The organism is Klebsiella sp. CSG-1 (assembly GCF_056521145.1).
This window is the reverse complement of sequence record NZ_JBWNLD010000001.1, coordinates 536,022-555,566: the sequence shown is the minus strand read 5'-3', so window position 1 is coordinate 555,566 and position 19,545 is coordinate 536,022. Positions and strand designations below refer to the sequence as shown.

Annotated in this window: 16 protein-coding genes; 4 read left to right on the top strand and 12 right to left on the bottom strand. The window is 60.0% G+C overall.

The features are described from left to right. Positions 1-180 precede the first annotated feature (180 nt). Genes AC007G_RS02625 through AC007G_RS02595 form a run of 7 tightly spaced genes read right to left on the bottom strand, consistent with a single transcriptional unit; the run spans position 181 to position 6,630 of the window. Positions 181-1,407, bottom strand: a complete 1,227-nt coding sequence (locus AC007G_RS02625) for a Zn-dependent hydrolase (RefSeq protein ID WP_032696484.1) — start codon at positions 1,405-1,407, stop codon at positions 181-183. Further along, positions 1,404-1,886 (bottom strand): L-2-amino-thiazoline-4-carboxylic acid hydrolase, encoded by a 483-nt coding sequence (locus AC007G_RS02620; protein ID WP_032689103.1) that lies wholly within the window; start codon positions 1,884-1,886, stop codon positions 1,404-1,406. The genes AC007G_RS02625 and AC007G_RS02620 overlap by 4 nt, the downstream gene beginning before the upstream one ends. Positions 1,887-1,903: 17 nt before the next feature. Continuing rightward, complete coding sequence (locus tag AC007G_RS02615) at positions 1,904-3,061, bottom strand: branched-chain amino acid ABC transporter substrate-binding protein (RefSeq protein ID WP_142630418.1); 1,158 nt, start codon at positions 3,059-3,061, stop codon at positions 1,904-1,906. Between the two features lie 25 nt (positions 3,062-3,086). Continuing rightward, positions 3,087-3,806: an ABC transporter ATP-binding protein gene (locus AC007G_RS02610; RefSeq protein ID WP_032700631.1), complete on the bottom strand. Its 720-nt coding sequence runs from the start codon at positions 3,804-3,806 to the stop codon at positions 3,087-3,089. After that, entirely contained in the window at positions 3,799-4,566 is a 768-nt protein-coding gene (locus tag AC007G_RS02605) for an ABC transporter ATP-binding protein (RefSeq protein WP_142630416.1), read from the bottom strand. Before AC007G_RS02605 ends, AC007G_RS02610 begins: the two co-directional genes overlap by 8 nt. Beyond that, a complete protein-coding gene (locus AC007G_RS02600; protein WP_032696481.1) occupies positions 4,563-5,669 on the bottom strand; it encodes a branched-chain amino acid ABC transporter permease in 1,107 nt (368 codons plus the stop codon). Before AC007G_RS02600 ends, AC007G_RS02605 begins: the two co-directional genes overlap by 4 nt. Positions 5,670-5,679: 10 nt before the next feature. Further along, a complete protein-coding gene (locus AC007G_RS02595) occupies positions 5,680-6,630 on the bottom strand; it encodes a branched-chain amino acid ABC transporter permease (protein ID WP_142630415.1) in 951 nt (316 codons plus the stop codon). A 171-nt stretch (positions 6,631-6,801) separates the two neighbouring features. Here AC007G_RS02595 and AC007G_RS02590 point away from each other — a divergent pair, with 171 nt between their 5' ends. From AC007G_RS02590 to licT, 4 genes are all read left to right on the top strand, one after another. Continuing rightward, positions 6,802-7,731, top strand: a complete 930-nt coding sequence (locus AC007G_RS02590; RefSeq protein WP_032689091.1) for a LysR substrate-binding domain-containing protein — start codon at positions 6,802-6,804, stop codon at positions 7,729-7,731. A gap of 211 nt (positions 7,732-7,942) precedes the next feature. Further along, entirely contained in the window at positions 7,943-9,823 is a 1,881-nt protein-coding gene (locus AC007G_RS02585) for a beta-glucoside-specific PTS transporter subunit IIABC (RefSeq protein WP_032689090.1), read from the top strand. Then, a complete protein-coding gene (locus AC007G_RS02580; RefSeq protein ID WP_142630413.1) occupies positions 9,820-11,244 on the top strand; it encodes a glycoside hydrolase family 1 protein in 1,425 nt (474 codons plus the stop codon). Before AC007G_RS02585 ends, AC007G_RS02580 begins: the two co-directional genes overlap by 4 nt. Then, positions 11,241-12,080 carry a BglG family transcription antiterminator LicT gene (gene licT, locus AC007G_RS02575; protein WP_032689086.1) on the top strand — a complete coding sequence of 280 codons (840 nt, stop codon included), beginning with the start codon at positions 11,241-11,243 and terminating at the stop codon, positions 12,078-12,080. Before AC007G_RS02580 ends, licT begins: the two co-directional genes overlap by 4 nt. 855 nt (positions 12,081-12,935) lie before the next feature. Here the strand turns inward: licT and AC007G_RS02570 are convergent. The 5 genes from AC007G_RS02570 to AC007G_RS02550 all read right to left on the bottom strand — a co-directional run bounded on the left by AC007G_RS02570 (position 12,936) and on the right by AC007G_RS02550 (position 19,485). Continuing rightward, on the bottom strand, positions 12,936-13,940 hold the full coding sequence (locus AC007G_RS02570) for a LacI family DNA-binding transcriptional regulator (RefSeq protein WP_032696477.1): 1,005 nt from the start codon (positions 13,938-13,940) through the stop codon (positions 12,936-12,938). Between the two features lie 30 nt (positions 13,941-13,970). Further along, on the bottom strand, positions 13,971-15,371 hold the full coding sequence (locus tag AC007G_RS02565) for a sucrose-6-phosphate hydrolase (RefSeq protein ID WP_046852994.1): 1,401 nt from the start codon (positions 15,369-15,371) through the stop codon (positions 13,971-13,973). Beyond that, the gene (locus AC007G_RS02560; RefSeq protein WP_032689082.1) at positions 15,371-16,741 is read right to left on the bottom strand and encodes a sucrose-specific PTS transporter subunit IIBC; all 1,371 of its coding nucleotides are present in this window, start codon (positions 16,739-16,741) and stop codon (positions 15,371-15,373) included. Before AC007G_RS02560 ends, AC007G_RS02565 begins: the two co-directional genes overlap by 1 nt. Before the next feature lie 136 nt (positions 16,742-16,877). Continuing rightward, positions 16,878-18,395, bottom strand: coding sequence for a carbohydrate porin (locus AC007G_RS02555; protein WP_142630215.1), 1,518 nt, complete (start codon positions 18,393-18,395; stop codon positions 16,878-16,880). A 166-nt stretch (positions 18,396-18,561) separates the two neighbouring features. After that, on the bottom strand, positions 18,562-19,485 hold the full coding sequence (locus AC007G_RS02550; RefSeq protein ID WP_049265933.1) for an aminoimidazole riboside kinase: 924 nt from the start codon (positions 19,483-19,485) through the stop codon (positions 18,562-18,564). Between the last annotated feature and the right edge of the window lie 60 nt (positions 19,486-19,545).

Sequence of the window (19,545 nt, the reverse complement as noted above, 5' to 3'; positions counted from 1 at the left end):
TTTAGCAGATAATCCAGAAGAAAATGGCTTTTTGTCCGCGTGGATAAATAATGTAAGATATTGTTTTAATTTGTTTATTCATGTTGTTCCCTCTTTTCCGGGAGGGGGCAGGCAGACCGTTACGGCGGTGAGCGGTCGTTCTGGCGCCGCGCGGCGCCAGAACGACCGACAGAAGGGCGCTTACTTTTCTCCGGCGGCGAGCAGTACGCTATGCAGCAGCACGTTCGCCCCTTTTTCTGCCCAGGTGGGCAGAATATTCTCCGCCTCGTTATGGCTAATTCCCTTCTCGCAGGGGATGAAAATCATGCTGGCGGGCGCGACCTTGCTGATATAGCAGGTATCATGCCCGGCGCCGGAGACCATGCGTCTGGCGCTGTAGCCGAGCGTCTGAACCGCCCGCTCGCTGCGCGCCAGACACTGCGCGTCGAAAGCGATCGGGGCGTAGTCAAAAATCCGTTCAACTTCGGCCGGGACGCCGCGCCCGGCCAGTTCGGCCGCGGCGCGATGCAATGCCTGCTCCATCGCCTCCAGCGCGCTGCTCTGCGGATGGCGGAATTCCACGCTGCATTCGACGCGACCCGGCACCACGTTGCGCGATCCCGGTATCACCTGCACCATGCCGATGGTCGCCCGTCCGTCGGGATGATGAGCGATGCCGATTTGCTCCACCGCCAGCGCCAGTTCGGCGAAAGCGGTCAACGCATCGCGACGGCTGCCCATCGGCGTGGTGCCGGCGTGGGCGGAAAAACCCTCCAGCGCGACGTTGAACCAGCGCTGGCCCATTGCCGCGTGGACGAGGCCGATATCAACCCCTTCTTCTTCCAGAATCGGCCCCTGTTCGATATGGACCTCATAACAGGCATGAACCGGGAATGCGGCCGTCGGACGATCGCCGCGGTAGCCGATGGCCTCCAGCGCCGCGCCGACGCTGATGCCGTCGCGATCTTCGCGGGTCAGCGCGAAAGCTTCGCTGAACTGCCCGGCCCACACGCCGGATGCCAGCATCGCCGGGGCGAAGCGCGCCCCCTCTTCATTGGTCCAGTTGACCAGCACGATATCGCGCTCGGTCTCAATGCCGCGTTCATTCAGCGTGCGTAGCGCCTCCAGCCCGGCGAGCACGCCGTAAATCCCGTCATAGCGGCCGCCGAGCGGCTGAGAATCGACGTGCGAACCGGTCAATACCGGGGCCAGCTGCGGATTTTTTCCGGCGCGGCGGATAAACATATTGCCCATGCTATCGACTTCGCAGGGAAAACCGGCTTCCTGCGCCCACTGGCGCAGCAGGTCGCGCGCCTGGCGGTCCTCGTCGCTCAGCGTCAGGCGGGTGACACCGCCGGCCGGCGTTGCCCCTATCCTCGCCATCTCGTTAAGAGTTGACCACAGACGTTCAGCGTTGATGGCTATCATGACTTGTCCTTCTTCACGCGATAGCGGAAGTCGCAGCACTTTCCGCCCTCCATAATAGTGGTGGTGCGGGTCAGCTCTACCTCCGGCGCGTAGCCGACGATAAACTTGTCGTCGCGGGCGCAGGAGAGCAGGTGGCCAATTTCGCCGAGGCCCATCTCGTGGTACATCTCGGCGTAGCGGCAGCGGTTGACGTTGTAGTTATACTGCTGGTCATCGGCGTCCAGCACCTTGACCTCGAGGGCGTTATCTTTTTCCCACAGATATTGCAGGGCGACGAAGCTCTGGATGTTCGCGCCGTCCGGCTCTTTGCTGGCAAAGGCTTTTCCCGCCTCAATCGCAGCGTTTTCAATGGCTTCGCCGATGACCGCCTGGGCGCGAGCTTTACCTATTTCGCGCACCAGGATGTCATAAATCGGCTTAATAATTTCGGCTTCAATTTTGCGGCGGGCGAGAATGCCCAGCTCATTATTATCACTCATCACATTGCCTCACTGCGTTACTTCGTTGTTGCGCCGCCGAGTACGGTTTGCGGCTGCCATTTGCCGTCGACGACTTTGTAAACGGTAAAGGTTGGCGATTTCAGGTTGCCCTCTTTATCAAAGGCGATTTGTCCGGTGACGCCGGCGTAGTTAATGGCGCGCAGGGCGGGCAGATAGTCGGCCGGATCGACGGAGTCAGCTTTTTCCATCGCCGCCACCAGCACGCGGGTGGCGTCATAGGCGAACGGGGCATGCAGCTCGATATGGGTGTGATAGCGCGCCTGGTAGGCCTGCTCAAAGGCTTTACCGCCCGGCATCTGTTCGACCGGCAGTCCCGGCTCCAGCGCCACCACGCCGTTACCCTCTTTCTGCGCCAGCTGCAGGAAGGTCTGGCTGACAAAACCGCCGGCGCCCATCAGGGTGGCGTTCATGCCCAGCTGTTTGATACGGCGCGCCAGCGGGGCGGCCTGGCTATCGACGCCGCCGAAGAAAATCAGATCGGCGTTTTTACTGCGGATCGCGGTCAGCACGGCGCTGAAGTCGACGGTTTTATCATCGACGTACTGGCGGTCGACGATTTTGATCCCCTGTGCGTCCAGCGACTTAATAAACTCGTCCGCCAGCCCCTGACCAAAGGCGGTACGGTCATCGATAACCGCGATGCGTTTCGCTTTCAGGGTTTGTATCGCATACTGTCCGGCAAACTGGCCGCCGTCATCGTCGTGGCCCATCACGCGGAAGCTGGTGTCGAAGCCCTGTCTGGTATAGGCGTGCCCGGTGGCGACCGGCGCGACCTGGGCGATGCCTGCATCGTGGTAAACCCGTGCTGCGGGAATGCTGGTGCCGGTGTTCCAGTGGCCGACGACGCCGGCGACGCCGCTATCCACCAGACGCTGAGCGACGGCAACGGCGGTACGCGGGTCGGACTGGTCGTCTTCCGATTGCAGCTTAAAGGTTACCGCCTTGCCGCCGATGGTCGGGTGCTGCTTGTTGATATCGTCAATCGCCAGCTGCGCGCCGTTTTCGAGGTCCTTGCCGATACGCGCAGAAGGGCCGGTCAGCGGACCCGCCAGGCCGATAATCACGGTTTCGCTGGCCGCAGACCATGCGGCGGATGAGGCAAAGCCGCTGAGCACAATAGCGGCGCTGAGGGCACTGATTTTGACTGTTTTCATTGTTTTTCCCTGATGCTGGTTAGTGTTAAGCGGGCACTTCGCCCAAATAAATCTGTGCGATACGGTCGTCGGCCAGCAGCGCCTGCGAGGCGCCACGTTCCACAATACTGCCGCTGTCCATCACCCACGCGCTGTCGGTGGCCTCCAGCGCCAGGCGCGCGTTCTGCTCAATCAGCAGCAGCGCCACGCCGCGCTGACGGAGCGTGGCGATCACGCGAAAAACGTTCTCGACCATTAGCGGCGCCAGGCCCATCGAGGGCTCGTCGAGGATCAGCAGGCGCGGCTGGCTGAGGAGGGCGCGGTTCAGCGCCAGCAGCTGCTGTTCGCCGCCGGAGAGCAGCCCGGCCAGCTGATGCTGCCGTTCCGCCAGGCGCGGGAAGTTGGCGAAGATTTCCGCCATCTCCTGCCGGACCGCCGCGCTATCGCGACGCAGCCAGGCGCCCATCTGCAGATTTTCCAGCACCGTCATGCGGGTAAAGATGCCGCGGCCTTCCGGTACCATCACCAGCCCTTCGCGCAGCAGCGACTCCGCTTTGCGTCGACGTACCGCTTTACCGTTGAAAAGAATCTCGCCGCTAAAGGGTTCCAGCCCGGTAATAGCGCGGACGGTGGAGCTTTTGCCTGCGCCGTTGGCGCCGATCAAAGTCGCCTGCTCACCCGCTTGCACGCTGAATGAGACGTCGCGTACCGCCTGGATGCCGCCGTAGTGCACGCTGAGGCCGGTCACGGTTAACAGATCAGACATGGGTGTTTCCTCCCAGCCAGGCGGCGATCACCGCCGGATCGCGGCGTACGGTTTCCGGCGTGCCGCTGGTTAATGTTTTGCCGTAATCCAGCACCATCAGGCGATCGCAAATCCCCATCACCAGCTTGACGTCGTGCTCAATCATCAGCAGCGTCTTGCCATCATCGCGAATGCGCAGCAGCAGTTCGCCAAGGGCCATCTTCTCGGCGGCGTTCATCCCGGCCGCCGGTTCATCCAGCGCCAGCAGGCGCGGATCGGTAGCCAGCGCGCGGGCAATCTCCAGTCGCCGCTGGTGGCCGTACGCGAGGTCGCAGGCGCGGTAGTGGGCGAACTGCGCAATGCCGGTATAGTCCAGCCAGTGCCACGCCAGCTCGCGGGTCTGCGCCTCTTCGGCGCGGGCGCGTTTATGCCGGGTAAGCGCGGCCCACAGACCGTTGCGGGTGCGTACGTGGCGGCCGACCATCACGTTCTCCAGCACCGACATGTCGTTAAACAGCCGCACGTTCTGGAAGGTACGGGCGATGCCGGCGGCGGTGACCTTCTCGATATTTTTCGGGAAATAGGGCTGGCCGGCGATAGCGAACTCGCCGTTGTCCGCCGGGTAAAGCCCGGTAATCAGGTTAAAGCAGGTGGTTTTCCCTGCGCCGTTGGGGCCGATCAGGCCGTAGATTTCACCTTCGTTAATGGTCAGCGAGACGTTGTCGACCGCCGTCAGGCCGCCAAAGCGCTTTGACATGTGGCGTACGCTTAACAGGCTCATGCTTTGACTCCCTGATGACGTGCGGGCCAGATACCCTGAGGGCGCAGCAGCATGACCAGCACCAGCGCCAGGCCGTAGAACAGCTGGCGCAGCACTTCCGGGTCAATCAGCACTTCGCCAAACAGCGCCTGCTGCAGCGGCGCCGCCTGGCTGCGTAGCAGCTCCGGCAGCGCGGTCAGCAGCACCGCGCCGAGGATCACCCCGGGGATATGGCCCATGCCGCCGAGCACCACCATCGCCAGTACCGCAATTGACTCCTGTAGCGTGAAGGATTCCGGCGAAACGAAGCCCTGAAATGCGCCGAACAGCGCCCCCGCCACGCCGCCGAATGAAGCGCCGATAGCGAAAGCCAGCAGTTTGTAGTTACGCAGGTTGATGCCCATTGCGCGGGCGACGTCTTCGTCTTCGCGGATGGCGTGCCAGGCCCGACCAATGCGTGAATGCTGTAGCCGCAGGCAGACGAAAATAATCGCCACAATCACCAGCATCAGCAGGTAGTACCACAGCCACAGCGCCGGGACTTTAAAACCAAACCAGTGATAGACGCCGCTAAATTTCAGCCCGAACAGATTCAGCGAATCGACCCCGGAAATGCCTTTTGCGCCGTTGGTGATGTTGACCGGACGGTCGAGGTTACGCATCAGGATGCGGATAATTTCGCCGAACCCGAGAGTGACAATCGCCAGATAGTCGCCGCGCAGCTTCAGCGTTGGCGCGCCCAGTACGATACCGCAGCCCGCCGCCACCAGCGCAGCGAGCGGAATAATCACCAGCCATGAGGTGTGCAGGCCGTCCGGGAACCAGCTATTTAAAATCGGGAATACCTCCAGCAGATGCGGTGAGGCCAAAAGCGCCGCCAGATACGCGCCGACGGCGTAAAAAGCGATAAAGCCCATATCCAGCAGACCGGTGTAGCCGACCACGATATTCAGCCCCAGCGCCAGCATGATATAGAGCAGGGCGAAGTCGATGACCCGCACCCAGTAGTTGCCGCCGAGCTGGCTGGCGACCATCGGCGCTACCAGCAGTGCGCAGACGAACAGCGTCATCCCGGACCAGAAGCGGCGGGAGACGACGGGCGTATCGAGTTGTGCTGTTGTCATCATGTTTCTCCTAGGCCCGGTGCGCGACGCGTTCGCCGAGCAAACCAGCCGGGCGGAAGACCAGCACCAGAATCAGTACCATAAAGGCGAAGATATCCTGGTAGTTGCTGCCAAAGACGCCGTGGGTCAGGTCGCCGAGATAGCCGGCCCCCAGGGATTCGATCAGGCCCAGTAGCAGGCCGCCGACCATCGCGCCGCGAATATTACCGATGCCGCCGAGCACCGCGGCGGTAAAAGCCTTAATGCCGGGCAGAAAGCCCATAGAGAAGCCGGCGCTGCCGTAGTTGCTGGCCATCATCACGCCAGCCAGCGCGGCGAATACGCCGCCGATGGCGAAAGTCAGGATGATAATCGCGTTGGGGTTAACCCCCATCAGCGTGGCGATGCGTGGATTTTCCGCTACCGCGCGCATACCGCGACCTAAGCGGGTGTACTCCACCAGCAGCCACAGGCCGAGCATCACCGCGAGGGCCAGCGCGACGGTGACGATACCGGTGACGGTAACGAGAGCCGGAGGATGCACTGCGCTGCCGTGGGTCACGGCGATCGGATCCATGGGCAGGATCTGCGGGAACATCAGCGGATTACGCGACCAGACGATCATCGCCACGGTTTGCAGCAGTACCGAGACGCCGATCCCGGAGATCAGCGGCGCCAGGCGCGGGGCGTTGCGCAGGCGGCGGTAGGCAAAGCGCTCGATCGCCATCGCCAGCAGGGCGCACACCGCCATGGCCAGCAGCAGCGCCAGCCCCAGCTGCGCCAGCGGCGGCAGATTGGGGAAATGGGCATTCAGCGCGTTCATCCCGGAGAGGGTGGTTAACGCGCCGACCATCAGAATATCGCCGTGGGCAAAGTTAATAATGCGCAGAATGCCATACACCATGGTGTAGCCGAGCGCGATCAGGGCGTAGATGCTGCCGAGCATGACCCCGTTGATTATTTGTTGTATGAGTGTGTCCAACTGGTTCTTCCGACAAGATGCTCAAATAATAGCTACCATCCAACAAATGAATTAAATTGTAAAATACGCATATATTCTTTCTTATGATAAATGCGTTTTTAACTATCTTTATGATTTTTAATATAATTAAATAAAGCATCGAGTCGTGAAATACGCTAAGAAAATCAACATATGAAAAAAACAGAACAGTCAGAGGGGCCGGTTAGCTGGTCGGAGAGTACGTTAGCCAACGATCCGCCGCTGCGGGCGGTGCGCGCCTTCGAGGCGATCGCACGCCTCGGCAGCGTGACCCTGGCGGCGCAGGAGCTGGCGATATCACCCTCGGCGGTCAGCCACCAGCTGAAGGTGCTGGAAGGCTATTTGCAGATCCCGCTTACCGAACGTCAGGGGCGGCGGCTGACCCTCAGCCAGCAGGGGCGGGAGTATTATCGCTCGATCCGCGCGGCGTTTAACGTGCTGCGCCAGGCCACCGAACATCTGGTCGATCAGGTGCAAACCCAGCAGGTGACGATCAGCCTGATCCCGCTGTTTGGTATGGGCTGGTTTATTCCCCGTCTGCCGTCGTTCATGCACGCCAATCCGCATACCGAAATCAACGTGGTTTACGCCAACCACCGCAACTACCTTAGCGATGCTTCCGATATGTCGATCCGCTTTGGCAACGGTCACTGGGTGGGCTATCAAAGCGAAAAGCTGATTTCCGGCAAAATGGTGCCGGTATGCAGCCAGGCCTTTTTGCGCCTCCACGGGCATATTGATACCCCGGAGCAGCTGTTGCAGATGCCGCTGCTGCACGACGAGGAGCGCACGACATGGAACCAGTGGTTTGTGCAGCAGGGGGTTAAACGCCCGCCGCGCTCGACGGGGCCGCTGTTTGAAGATGGCCTGCTGACCCTGGCGGGGGTACAGGCCGGGCTGGGCTGTGCGCTGATGCGCGAGCCGCTGATCGCTCCCTATCTGAAGAGCGGCGAGCTGGTGAAAATCTTCGCTGCGGCAATAGATGATGGCCGGGATTACTACCTCTGCGTGCGTCAGGATAGCGAGATGACCCCCAACGGCAAGCTCTTACAGAGCTGGCTGCGTCAGCAGGCCCTTGGGTGATCTTCACTTAAGAATTTACTTAATCCAGCTCACACTTTTGCCCGGTCGCCGTTGTCATTGAGCAGGGACGCTTAGATAATCCGCCGAAATAACCCATTTTTATGATGGCGTGCTACTGCGAAAGCAGGCAAGACCAAAATAGAAATGCTCTCCCGCCAAGGGGAGCGTCTCTGTTTTGGTCTTTTTTTTTGCCCCAACACCAGGGAACACTATGAACTATAACCAAACAGCAGACAAAATCCTCCACGCGGTGGGCGGTGCGGAGAATATCCGCATGCTCACCCATTGCGCGACCCGGCTACGCATGGAGTTCAACGACCGCGCCAGGGTTAACGATGCGCAGATTGGCACCATCCCCGGCGTGATCAGCGTGGTGGAGAAGGGCGGCCAGTTCCAGATTGTTATCGGCAATGAGGTGCAGCAGGTTTATCGCCTGCTCCATAAGGCCCTGCCGGAGAAGAAAAGCCCGACCAGCGGCGACAAAAACGCCAGGCCGACCGGCATCGTCGCGCGGGTTATCAGCGTCATTTCGACCACCTTCACCCCGGTGATCCCGGCGATTACCGGCGCGGGGATGATTAAAGCGCTGTTGGCCATTCTCAAGCTCACGGGGGTGATTAGCGAAACCAGCTCGACGTATCAGCTGCTGAATATTATTGCCGATGCCGCCTTCTTCTTCCTGCCGGTGCTGCTGGCCTACGGCGCGTCGCTGAAGTTTGAATGCAACCCGATTCTGGCGATGACCCTCGCCGGCGTGCTGCTGCATCCGGGCATCGGCCAGATGCTGGCGACCGGTAAAGCGGTCGATTTTGTCGGTATCAACGTCCTGCTTTCCGATTATGCCGGTTCGGTGCTGCCGATCATTCTGACCGTGTGGCTGATGTCGTGGGTGGAGCGTTTTGCCGAAAAAGTGTCGCCATCGATTATCAAATTCTTCGTTAAGCCGATGCTGATTCTGCTGATTACCGCGCCGCTGGCGCTGGTGGTGGTCGGCCCGGCGGGCATTTTGCTTAACGACCTGGTCGCCGCCGGGGCGGGCGCTATCGACCGCCACGCCAGCTGGTTGATCCCGATGCTGATGGGCACCCTGCAGCCCTTCCTGATTATTACCGGTACCGCGTGGGCGATGACGCCGATCGCCACCGGTCAGCTGAGTAAAAGCGGTTACGAGATGATTAACGGCCCGGGGATGCTGGCCTCAAACGTGGCGATGGGCGCGGCGACGCTGTGCGTGGCGCTGAAAACCAAAAATAGCAACCTGCGCCAGCTGGCCTCTTCATCGGGCTTTACCGCGCTGCTGGGGATCACCGAACCGGCGCTGTACGGGGTGCTGCTCAAGTTCCGCCGGGTGCTGATTGCCGCGATGATCGGCGGCGGCTGCGCCGGGGTCTATGCCGGGGTGAGCGGGCTGGTGCGCTACGCCTTTGTCTCGCCAGGTCTTGCGGCGCTGCCGGCGTTTATCGGCGAAAACCCGATGAACATCGTCCATGCGCTGGTGACCTGCGCGATTTCCATCGTGGTGACCTTTACCCTGACCTGGTTTATCGCCTTCAAAGATGTTCCTGAGGAACAAGAAGAGGTGGGCGAGGCGCCGCAGCCTGCGGTCAGCGCCAAAAGCGAGGGGGAAACTGAAGTATTAAGCCCGCTGCGCGGTCAGGTGGTGGCGCTCAGTGAAGTGAACGATGACGTTTTCTCCGGCGGTCTGCTGGGCGAGGGGCTGGCGATTCGTCCTGAGGAAGGAGTCCTGCGCGCGCCGTTTAGCGGCACGGTGATGATGTTTCTGCCTTCCTGCCACGCCGTTGGCCTGCGAAGCGACAGCGGTCTTGAGCTGCTGATCCATATCGGTATTGATACCGTTAATCTTAACGGCCAGCACTTTAGCTCGACGCTGAAGGTCGGCGATAGAGTAGAGTCGGGACAGGCGCTGATCCGCTTTGATATTCCCGCCATCGAACAGGCCGGGTATGACCTGATTACGCCGGTGATTGTGGTCAACGGCGATGAACAGCACGCTCTGCGCCTCACCGCCGCCGCGCAGGTGGATTACGGCGAACCGCTGATGGTGCAATCCGCTAAGGAGGCGCAGGCATGATCTATCAACAGCAGGCCCGGTTCCCGGACGGTTTTCTGTGGGGCGCGTCCACCTCGGCCTATCAGGTTGAGGGCGCGTGGAATGAAGACGGTAAAGGACCGTCGGTAGTCGACATGCTCAGCCATCCGCCGGGAACGGCGGACTTCCGCATCGCCAGCGACCATTATCATCGCGTGGAAGAGGACGTCGCGCTGATGGCGCAAATGGGGCTGAAGGCCTACCGCTTTTCGCTGGCCTGGTCGCGGGTGATACCTGACGGCGACGGCCCGGTGAATCCGGGCGGGCTGGCCTTTTATCACCGCCTGATCGACGCCCTGACCCGCCACGGGATCACTCCCATCGTGACGCTCTACCACTTCGACCTGCCGTGGGCGCTGGAGCTCAAAGGCGGCTGGCTGAACCGCAAAACCGGGGAGGCGTTCGTGCGCTATGCCCGGCTGCTGTTCAGCGAGTTTGCTGCCAAAGTCCCGCTCTGGCTGACCATTAACGAACAGAACACCATGATCCTCCATCCCGGGGCGATTGGCGTGCCCGCCGATCGTGAACTGCCGGATAAGAAGGCGCTGTACCAGCAGAATCATCATATGATGCTGGCCCAGGCGCAGATCTTCGCCCTGTGCCACCGCGAGTTCCCCGGGCTGCGCATCGGCCCGGCGATAAACACCACGTCGATGTACGCCGAAAGCTGTAAACCGGAGGATGCCATCGCCGCGCATAACTGGGAGACGCTGCGCTGCTGGAGCTTTCTGGATGTGGCGGTGCATGGACGCTACAACGCCCTGGCGTGGGCCTACATGCAGGACCGCGGCCTCGCGCCGGAACTGCAGCCAGAAGATGCGCTGATTTTGCAGCAGGGGCGGCCGGACTTTATCGCCATTAACTACTACTCCACCGCTACCATTGCCGCCAGTCGGGGCGATGGCGCAGACGTTGCGCCCCGCGCGGGTGACCAGCAAATTATGCTGGGCGAAGAGGGGGTTTATCGCCCGGCGGAAAACCCGTGGGTTGGCAAAACCCCCTACGGCTGGGTCGTCGACTCGGTGGGGCTGCGCCTGACGCTGCGCAAAGTGTGCGAGCGCTACGGCCTGCCAATTCTGATTAGCGAAAACGGCATGGGCGCGCCGGATAAGCTCGAGCATGACGGGACGGTGAATGACGATTACCGCATCGCCTTCTTACAGGCGCATATTGAGCAAATGCGGCTGGCGATTGCCGACGGCGTCGAGCTGATGGGCTACTGCCCGTGGGCGGCGATTGACGTGGTCAGCACCCATCAGGGATACGCCAAGCGCTACGGTTTTATTTATGTCGATCGCGGAGAGGATGACCTGAAGAGCCTGCAAAGGATCCGCAAACGCAGCTTCTGGTGGTATAAGGATGTCATCGCGCAAAACGGCAACCACGATGAGTCGCAGAGATGATTGTTCAGAAGGTGCTCAATAATAGCCTGGTGCTCTCTATGGATGACGATAGCAGGGAGGTTATCGTCATGGGGAAAGGCATTGGCTTCAACAGCCGACCCGGGGATGAGATTGCCGCGGAGAAGATTGAGAAGCTATTCGTGACCCAGGCGCTCGGCGCGCGCAGCGGCTATCTCGAGGCGCTCTCCGCCATCCCGGACGAGGTCATCGAAATGGCGGCGATGATTATTTCCCGCGCCAATATGCAGCTTGCCAGCAAGGTTCGCGAGCAGATTTTCTTGACCCTCGCCGACCACCTGACCTTCGCCATTGAGCGCAGCCGCAAAGGGATCGCCATTCAAAACCGTCTGCTGCCGGAAGTGAGGCGTTTCTATCCGCAGCAGTTCCGCGTCGCCAGCGAAGCGGTGACGATTATTCGCCAGCAGTACGGGATTGAACTGCCGGAAGAGGAGGCGGGGAATATCGCGTTTCATCTGGTTAACGGCCAGAGCGAGGGCGACGACGTGGCGCAGACCATGCAGTCGGTGAAGATGCTGAAGGATATTTTTAATCTCGTGCAGTACCACTTTAAGCAGCAGATAGACACCGGGTCGATTAACTACTCGCGCTTTCTGATCCATATGCAGTTTTTCCTCCAGCGTTTACAGGAGGGGGAGCTGGACGGCGCGCGGGACAGTTTTCTGCTGGTGCAGGTGATTAAGGAGTATCCGGACGCTTACCGCTGCGCGCTGCGGATCCGCGATTACGTTAAGGCCCAGCTCGATATCACCCTCGGCGGCAACGAGCTGCTGTGGCTCACCGTGCATCTGGTGCGGATTAGCGGCCTCGATGCGTAAGTGTGTTCTATGCATAGGGCGCATTACCTTTTTTGTCCTTACGACGAAAGTCGTCGCCGATGGCTGACAACATGCGCTTTTCCGGAATCGCCCGGCGGCGCGTGGCTTGCGCGGGCCTACGGAAAACGCATAGCCTGCGGATATTAGGGGTTTTGTAGGCCGGGTAAGGCGCTAGCCGCCACCCGGCAAAAATGCGAGCACGATGTTTAAAACGGGTTGGTCATCAGTCTCAGACGGCGAAAGTCGTCACCGATGGCTGACAACATGCGCTTTTCCGGAACAGCCCGGCGGCGCGTGGCTTGCGTGGGCCTACGGAAAACGCATAGCCTGCGGATATTAGGGGTTTTGTAGGCCGGGTAATGCGCTAGCCGCCACCCGGCAAAAATGCGAGCACGGTGTCTAAAACGGGTTGGTCATCAGTCTCAGACGACGAAAGTCGTCGCCGATGGCTGACAACATGCGCTTTTCCGGAATCGCCCGGCGGCGCGTGGCTTGCGTGGGTCTACGGAAAACGCATAGCCTGCGGATATTAGGGGTTTTGTAGGCCGGGTAAGGCGCTAGCCGCCACCCGGCAAAAATGCGAGCACGATGTTTAAAGCGGGTTGGTCATCAGTCTCAGACGGCGAAAGTCGTCGCCGATGGCTGACAACATGCGCTTTTCCGGAATCGCCCGGCGGCGCGTGGCTTGCGCGGGTCTACGGAAAACGCATAGCCTGCGGATATTAGGGGTTTTGTAGGCCGGGTAAGGCGTTAGCCGCCACCCGGCAAAAATGCGAGCACGATGTTTAAAACGGGTTGGTCATCAGTCTCAGACGACGAAAGTCGTCGCTTCGACACATCCGATGCCGCGTTATTTCAACGATGCCGAATCTGCAGCGTCGCGGGCAGGTAGCGCCGTAGCGGCTCAGGCGTGTTGCCGTCGATCAGCTGGCTTATCAGATCGTAGCAGTGCCAGGCCAGCTGACGGTTATCCTGCTGGACGGTGTCGATACGCAGCGACAGCGAATCGTAGAGATAGTGATCGTCAAAGCTCGCCAGATGAATATCGCAATCCAGTAAATGGTGCTGACTCATATAGCGCAGCACCCCTTCCAGCAGACCGCAGGCGGCGGTGAACAGCGCCTTTGGCGGTCGCCCGAGACGCGCGCAGAGGGCGGCGAACATCTCGTAGCCGGAGCTCGGATGATAGTTGCCGTTAATCACCCACTCGGGACGCAGTTCGACACCGGCGTTTGCCAGCCCCTGAGTAAATCCTGCCAGACGATCGCGGGAGGGCGACAGACGCGGCTGCCCGCCGAGAAACCAGAACTCGTCGCGATGCTGAGGCGCGATGCGGGAAATCAGATCCGCCGTCGGGCTGATGGAGTCGGTCATCACCAGCGGCAGCGTGCTGTCGCTGGGACAGCGGTCAAACAGCACCACCGGCAGCTGTTCGCTGAGCTTGAGGTAATCGGCGTCGTTGTGCATACAGGAGGCGACGATCAGCCCGTCAACCTGGCGGGCAATCATATTATTGACCACCATGGTTTCCTGGCCGGGGTTTTCGTCGGTACAGGAGATCAGCAGTTGAACGCCCGCCTCGCGGCAGAGCATTTCCAGCTCATGAGAGAAGACGGCAAATCCGTAGTTGGTGATTTCAGGCACCACCAGACCGATGGTGTGGCTGCGGTTATCGCGCAGCGAGCGGGCGTGAATACTGGGCTGATAATGTTGTTCGCGCGCAATCGCCAGCACGCGCTCGCGGGTATCCTGCGCCACGCGTAGCTCTTTGCCACGACCGTTCAGCACCAGGCTGGCGGTGGCTTTCGAGACACCCGCCAGCTCGGCGATATCTTTAATGGTAACGCGTTTGGTTTTCATCACGACAACATGCGCCTGAATTTAAAACGCTTATTCTACCATGCATGGCTCCAGCGACCAGTAGCAGAATGTTACCGGCGTCGCGCCGCTGAAAATCAGCTGTGCCGGATAGTCCGGGAAGAGGCGGCTGCTCATTACCCCTTCGCCGTCGTTAATGAAAATCTCCACGCTCGACCGGTCGACGAAGATCCGCAGCGAGCGAACCTCGCCGCGCCAGTAGCGATAGAGCATGTCGTCGCTGGCGAGGCTGCGCCGCGCCAGACGAAGGCCGCGGGTATCGCGCTCGAGGGTCAACGCGCCGCCGAAATCGAGGCTAAACGCGTCGTCACCGGCGGTATCGAGGGCTATCTCCAGCGGCGCCAGCGGCAGAACGTTGCCCTGCCAGCCGCGGACTTCGCCGCGCAGGGCGCTCAGTTCGCGCAGCGGGCGCTGATAGAGTTTGCCGTCCACCCACTCCAGTTCGCGCAGGCAGGTCATCTGGTGGATCCAGCCGTTGGCCCGCGTCGGCTGGCGCATCTCCTCGCCGTCCGGGACGCCCATCCAGCCAACCAGCAGCCGGCGGCCGTCGGTTGTCTGCATGGTTTGCGGGGCGTAGAACTCAAACCCGGCATCCAGCTCGTGCAACTCGCCGTGCGTGAAGGCGGCGCTGGCGTAGTCGAAGCCGCCGGCCATCCACACCGCCGGATAAGTGTTGAGGTAGCGCTCTTTCTCGCGGGTAATCCCCTGCGGGCAGCAAATCAGAATATGCTGGTCGCCAAGCGGGAACAGGTCCGGACACTCCCACATGTAACCGGCATCGTGCAGTCCGTTGATACCGGCGCCGGCGATTTCGCCTTCGTTGGTCCATTGGGAGAGGTCCGCAGAGCTGAACAGCAGCACCTTGCCGCATTTTTGCCGATCCTGTGCGCCTAAAACCATGTACCAGCGGTCTTCATGCCGCCACACTTTCGGGTCGCGCACGTGGCCGGTATAGCCCTCCGGCAGCGGCAGGACCGGGCCGGTTTTGCTGAAGGTGCCGTCGGCATTTTCCGTCGCCAGGCACTGCCAGGCGGTCCGGCTGCCGTCTGCAAACTTGACGTTGCCGGTGTAGCACAGAGTCAGCGTCCCGTTGTTATCCACCGCGCTGCCGGAGTAGCAGCCGTTGCGGTCATACTCTTCGTCCGGCATCAGCGCAATCGGTTCATGCCGCCAGTGCAGCAGATCGGCCGAGCTCCAGTGCGCCCAGCACTTGAAGGTGTGATCGCAGGCGAGCGGATTCCACTGATAGAACAGGTGGTAGCGCCCGGCAAATTCGATAAAGCCGTTGGGGTCGTTCATCAGCCCGGTGACCGGCGCATGGTGCCAGCGGGGATAGTGGCTATCGGCCAGCGCACGCGGCTGGCCCTGCATTACGGCCTGCAAAATCGCAGGCAGGCGTGATGGAAGTGACATTATTCCGCGTCCGTTTTGTATTTCAGCAGTAGGGAGACGACAAAGGCAACGCCGAAGGCGATGACCATCCCGATAATGTAGTTCAGCAGTGAACTGGCCTGCACGATTGCCATCCCTGGAATGGCCGTCAGGCCGACCGCAGTCATGTAGACATGCATGGAGACCACCCACGCGCCGCCCGCCGCGCCGCCGATCAGCGCTGCAATAAACGGTTTCACAAAGCGTAAGTTGATACCAAAAATCGCCGCTTCGGTGATGCCCAGCATGGCGGAAAACGCCGATGGCAGGGTAATGGCTTTGATTTTGGCATCTTTGGTTTTAAACCACACCGCCAGACAGGCTCCGCCCTGAGCGACGTTGGCCATCGCCCAAATCGGCAGCAGGAAGTTGACGCCGATGGACGGGTTACCCAGCAGTCCGGCTTCGATAGCGTGGAAGCTGTGGTGAATACCGGTAATCACGATAACCGAATAGAGACCACCAAACAGCAGTCCGGCCAGCCAGCCGGCGTGGGTAATCAGCGTGCTGAGCACGAATGAAATGCCGTCGCCCAGCGCGCGGCCCGCCGGACCGATAATCAGCAGGGCGATAAAACCGGAAATAATCACCGTCAGGAACGGGGTCAGGATCAGGTCCAGCGCATCGGGGATCACGCGGCGCAGCTGCTTCTCAACAATGCTCATAAACCACACCGCCAGCAGCACCGGGAACACCGTACCCTGATAGCCGATCATCGCAATCTCAAGGCCGAAGAAGTTCATGGTATGGAAACCGGCGGCCACGCCCCAGGCGTTGGTGAGCGCCGGGTGGGTCAGAATGCCGCCGAGCGTCGCGCCGAGGTAAGGGTTGCCGCCAAATTCGCGGGCGGCGGTAAAGCCAATCAGGATCGGCAGAATAATAAACGCCGCGGAGCTGCACATATCCAGGATAATGTAGATAGCGTTACTCGGGTCGACCCAGCCGTAGGTTTTTACCATGCCGAGCAGGCCCATCAGCAGACCGGAGGCAACGATAGCCGGAATAATCGGTACGAAGATATTCGACAGCAGGCGGGCAATACGTTGGAACGGATTAAGCTTTTTCGCCGCGATATTGGCGGCTTCCGACTTGCTGGATTCGCCGACGCCAGCGGCCTGAATAAACGCGGCGTACACTTTGTTCACCACCCCGGTGCCAAAAATAATCTGCATCTGTCCGGCGTTGCGAAAACATCCTTTTACGCCTTCAATTTTGCCGATAGCCTGCTGGTCGGCGAGCGCATCATCGACCAGCACCAGACGCAGGCGCGTGGCGCAGTGCGCGGCGCTGGCGATATTTTCCTTGCCTCCCAGAAGCGGAAGCAGCGAGCGGGAAATCTGTTCAAAATCCATAGTACCCTCTGAATGCGTAATAATTTTCGTGTTGTGGTCCCGGGTTTACGGGGGCGCAGTCTCTGCGTCGTTATTGTGTCCGGGACGAGGGCCGGCATGCCGCCGCCCCGGTTTTTCTGGCATCAGGCGTTAACCGTCAGAACCAGGTTTCCATTTGCATACCGAACGACCATTCGCCGCCGGATTTAAAACCGCTGCTGCCTAACGCATCATCGCTGGCGTAATTATCCAGTTTTTTGCTCCAGTCCATCCACGAGGTGTAGAGACGGATCTCCGGGCGGCTGAAGAAATCGCCGATGCTACCGACCTTAAAGGTGGGGGCGAAGGTGAGTTTATAGAAGCTACCGTTCACCGCATGGCGGTCGTTGTAGCCTTCGGGTTTGAGATCCATGTACTGGTAGGCACCTTCGTAAGCCAGGGCGAAGTTTTGAGTGATCTCCTGAATCAGACGCAGGTTGAGCGTCGCCCACTGGTAGCTGTCGCCATCGACATAGCGATCTTTACTGCTCTGCGCCAGTACCGCCGGGGCGATAAACCAGTTCTCGCTGAGCGGCGTGGTGCCGTAGCTGGCGAAGCGCCAGGTATTTGCTCCCGGGCGCAATCCGCCGTCGGAACCGACGCCTTTCACTTCGGCCCCTAGCCCGTGGCCATAGAGCAGGGCGGTTTTGCTGAGCCCTTCACGCAGGCCGTAAAAGCTGTCGTTGTGCAAACCGAGCAGCGTATGCACCCCGGTATTCGCCGCATCGCCTTTGACCAGATTACCGTTGGTATCTTTACGCTCGTCATTATCTTTCGCCCGCATCCCGCTGACCATCACCTGCACCGGGCCGATGAAGTTGTTCATGCTGAGGATGTAGTTCTGCACGCTATTGCTCGAATCATCAATATCGCCGAAGTTGCGTCCGTATAATGAGAAGTTACTCCGCAGGCTGTCGTTCCACTTCACGTCATAGATACCGCCGCCGGTCCCGGCGAGGAATACCACGTCGGAGTCGACCCAGTGAATATCAAAGTTGTCGCGGTCGAAACGTTTCCCGGCCCACAGGGTTGAACCTTTGAAGGGACCCTCGAAGGTGGGCAGATTGCCCAGCTCAACGAAGGCCTGGCGCACGTTCAAATCGCTGCTGCTTGCCGTCCAGTCGTTGTAGGTGGTTTGACCGTCGGCCACCATCACCTTGAAGCGCGTTGTTGCCCCGTTATCCAGGGTCTGCTTATGTTCGAGATTCATTTCGACATAGGTGTCGGCCTGGTTCCCCAGACGGCCGATGGCTCCGCCGGTTTCCCCCGCCGGTGTCATATAGGCGCCGGATTTGGTACTGGCGGCGGAGTCATTCATTATGACGCCGGAACGGGCGTAGCCGTGGAACTCAAACCCGCTTTTTTCGTCGGCTTTTTTCTCCAGGTTAGCGGTGCGTTGAACGACCTGCTGGGTCGTGTCCTGCGTTTTTTGCTGCTGCGTGGTGAGCTGCTGGACTTTTTTCTCCGCCGACTCGGCGCGGTTTTCCGCGGTTTGAGCCCTGTTTTCCGCATCCTGCAGGCGTTTTTCCAGGGCGATCAAACGGGCTTCGATACTGCTGAGGTCCGTTTGCGCATGAGCTGAGGCCGCGCCGGTTAGCAAAGTAATAACAACCGCGAGTGTGCTTTTTTTATACATGTAGGTCGCATCCCAAACGTAAAATTGACATTATTGTGTTTTTTGCAAAACCGGTTTAGGCGCTATGTTAAACATGACCTTTAACATCTGGGAATATAAATTGCTAAACCGATTTAATAAATGTGATGGATGCAACAAAGTGGGCTGCGAGGGCAGCCCGAAAGGATCAAAATGAGGGGTTAAGATCGTGCAGGTAGGGAAGGGCGGTCATCGCCCCTTTGGCGGTAGTGGCCAGCGCCCCGCAGGTTTGCGCCTGCATGATGGCCGGTTCCAGCGCCGCGGGATCCGTTGGCATTCCCTTAGCGGCAAGGCTGGCAAGCAGTCCGGCGACAAACGCATCGCCTGCGCCGGTGGTATCGACGCTGACCACCGGCTGTGCGGAGAAGTGGGTGCACTGCTGCTGAAAAGCGGCGAGCACCCCGGCTTTACCCTGAGTGACCAGCAGTAGCTCAGGCTGATAGCGCTGGGTCAGGGCGGTTACCCCTTCGGCTACATCCTCTTTGCCGGCGATCAACGCCAGCTCTTCTTCGGACAGTTTTACCACGTTCGCCAGACGCAGGGCGCGATCGAGGCAGGCGTGCAGCAGCTCCGGGTCCTGCCAGAGATCCGCGCGGATATTGGGGTCAAAGCTGACCCGACCGCCGGCTAATTTTATTCTCTCCATCGCCGCGAAGGTGGTGCTGCGGCTGGGTTCGGCGCTGAGCGCAATGGAGCAGACGTGCAGCCATTCGTTGGCGGCGAAGGGCGGAAGGTCTTCCGGCTGTAAAAACAGGTCCGCGCTGGGGCGAACCATAAAGGTAAAGGTTCTTTCTCCCTCGCCGTCGAGATCGACCACCACGGTAGAGGTCCGGTGCTGCGGATCGCTGCGCATGTAGCGGGTATCCACCTGTTCCTCGCGCAGAGTGTGCTGCATAAAGCGGCCAAAAGGATCGTCGCCGACGCGGCCGATAAACCCGCTGTTGCCACCCAGGCGGGCGATACCTACCGCCACATTGGCCGGCGCGCCGCCGGGACACTGCAACAGGCGACCGCCGCTTTCCGGCAGCAGATCCACTACCGCATCCCCAAGCACCCATACTTTTGCATTCATACTGTTTCCACCTCAATGCTAAACTTAATTAAACCGGTTTAGCTTATTTAAGCATAGCCC

Excerpts from the sequence above, each read along its gene's own strand:
- AC007G_RS02625 (WP_032696484.1), bottom strand. The coding sequence starts at position 1,407 with ATGATAGCCATCAACGCTGAACGTCTGTGGTCAACTCTTAACGAGATG.
- AC007G_RS02620 (WP_032689103.1), bottom strand. The coding sequence starts at position 1,886 with ATGAGTGATAATAATGAGCTGGGCATTCTCGCCCGCCGCAAAATTGAA.
- AC007G_RS02615 (WP_142630418.1), bottom strand. The coding sequence starts at position 3,061 with ATGAAAACAGTCAAAATCAGTGCCCTCAGCGCCGCTATTGTGCTCAGC.
- AC007G_RS02610 (WP_032700631.1), bottom strand. The coding sequence starts at position 3,806 with ATGTCTGATCTGTTAACCGTGACCGGCCTCAGCGTGCACTACGGCGGC.
- AC007G_RS02605 (WP_142630416.1), bottom strand. The coding sequence starts at position 4,566 with ATGAGCCTGTTAAGCGTACGCCACATGTCAAAGCGCTTTGGCGGCCTG.
- AC007G_RS02600 (WP_032696481.1), bottom strand. The coding sequence starts at position 5,669 with ATGACAACAGCACAACTCGATACGCCCGTCGTCTCCCGCCGCTTCTGG.
- AC007G_RS02590 (WP_032689091.1), top strand. The coding sequence starts at position 6,802 with ATGAAAAAAACAGAACAGTCAGAGGGGCCGGTTAGCTGGTCGGAGAGT.
- AC007G_RS02585 (WP_032689090.1), top strand. The coding sequence starts at position 7,943 with ATGAACTATAACCAAACAGCAGACAAAATCCTCCACGCGGTGGGCGGT.
- AC007G_RS02580 (WP_142630413.1), top strand. The coding sequence starts at position 9,820 with ATGATCTATCAACAGCAGGCCCGGTTCCCGGACGGTTTTCTGTGGGGC.
- licT (WP_032689086.1), top strand. The coding sequence starts at position 11,241 with ATGATTGTTCAGAAGGTGCTCAATAATAGCCTGGTGCTCTCTATGGAT.
- AC007G_RS02570 (WP_032696477.1), bottom strand. The coding sequence starts at position 13,940 with ATGAAAACCAAACGCGTTACCATTAAAGATATCGCCGAGCTGGCGGGT.
- AC007G_RS02565 (WP_046852994.1), bottom strand. The coding sequence starts at position 15,371 with ATGTCACTTCCATCACGCCTGCCTGCGATTTTGCAGGCCGTAATGCAG.
- AC007G_RS02560 (WP_032689082.1), bottom strand. The coding sequence starts at position 16,741 with ATGGATTTTGAACAGATTTCCCGCTCGCTGCTTCCGCTTCTGGGAGGC.
- AC007G_RS02555 (WP_142630215.1), bottom strand. The coding sequence starts at position 18,395 with ATGTATAAAAAAAGCACACTCGCGGTTGTTATTACTTTGCTAACCGGC.
- AC007G_RS02550 (WP_049265933.1), bottom strand. The coding sequence starts at position 19,485 with ATGAATGCAAAAGTATGGGTGCTTGGGGATGCGGTAGTGGATCTGCTG.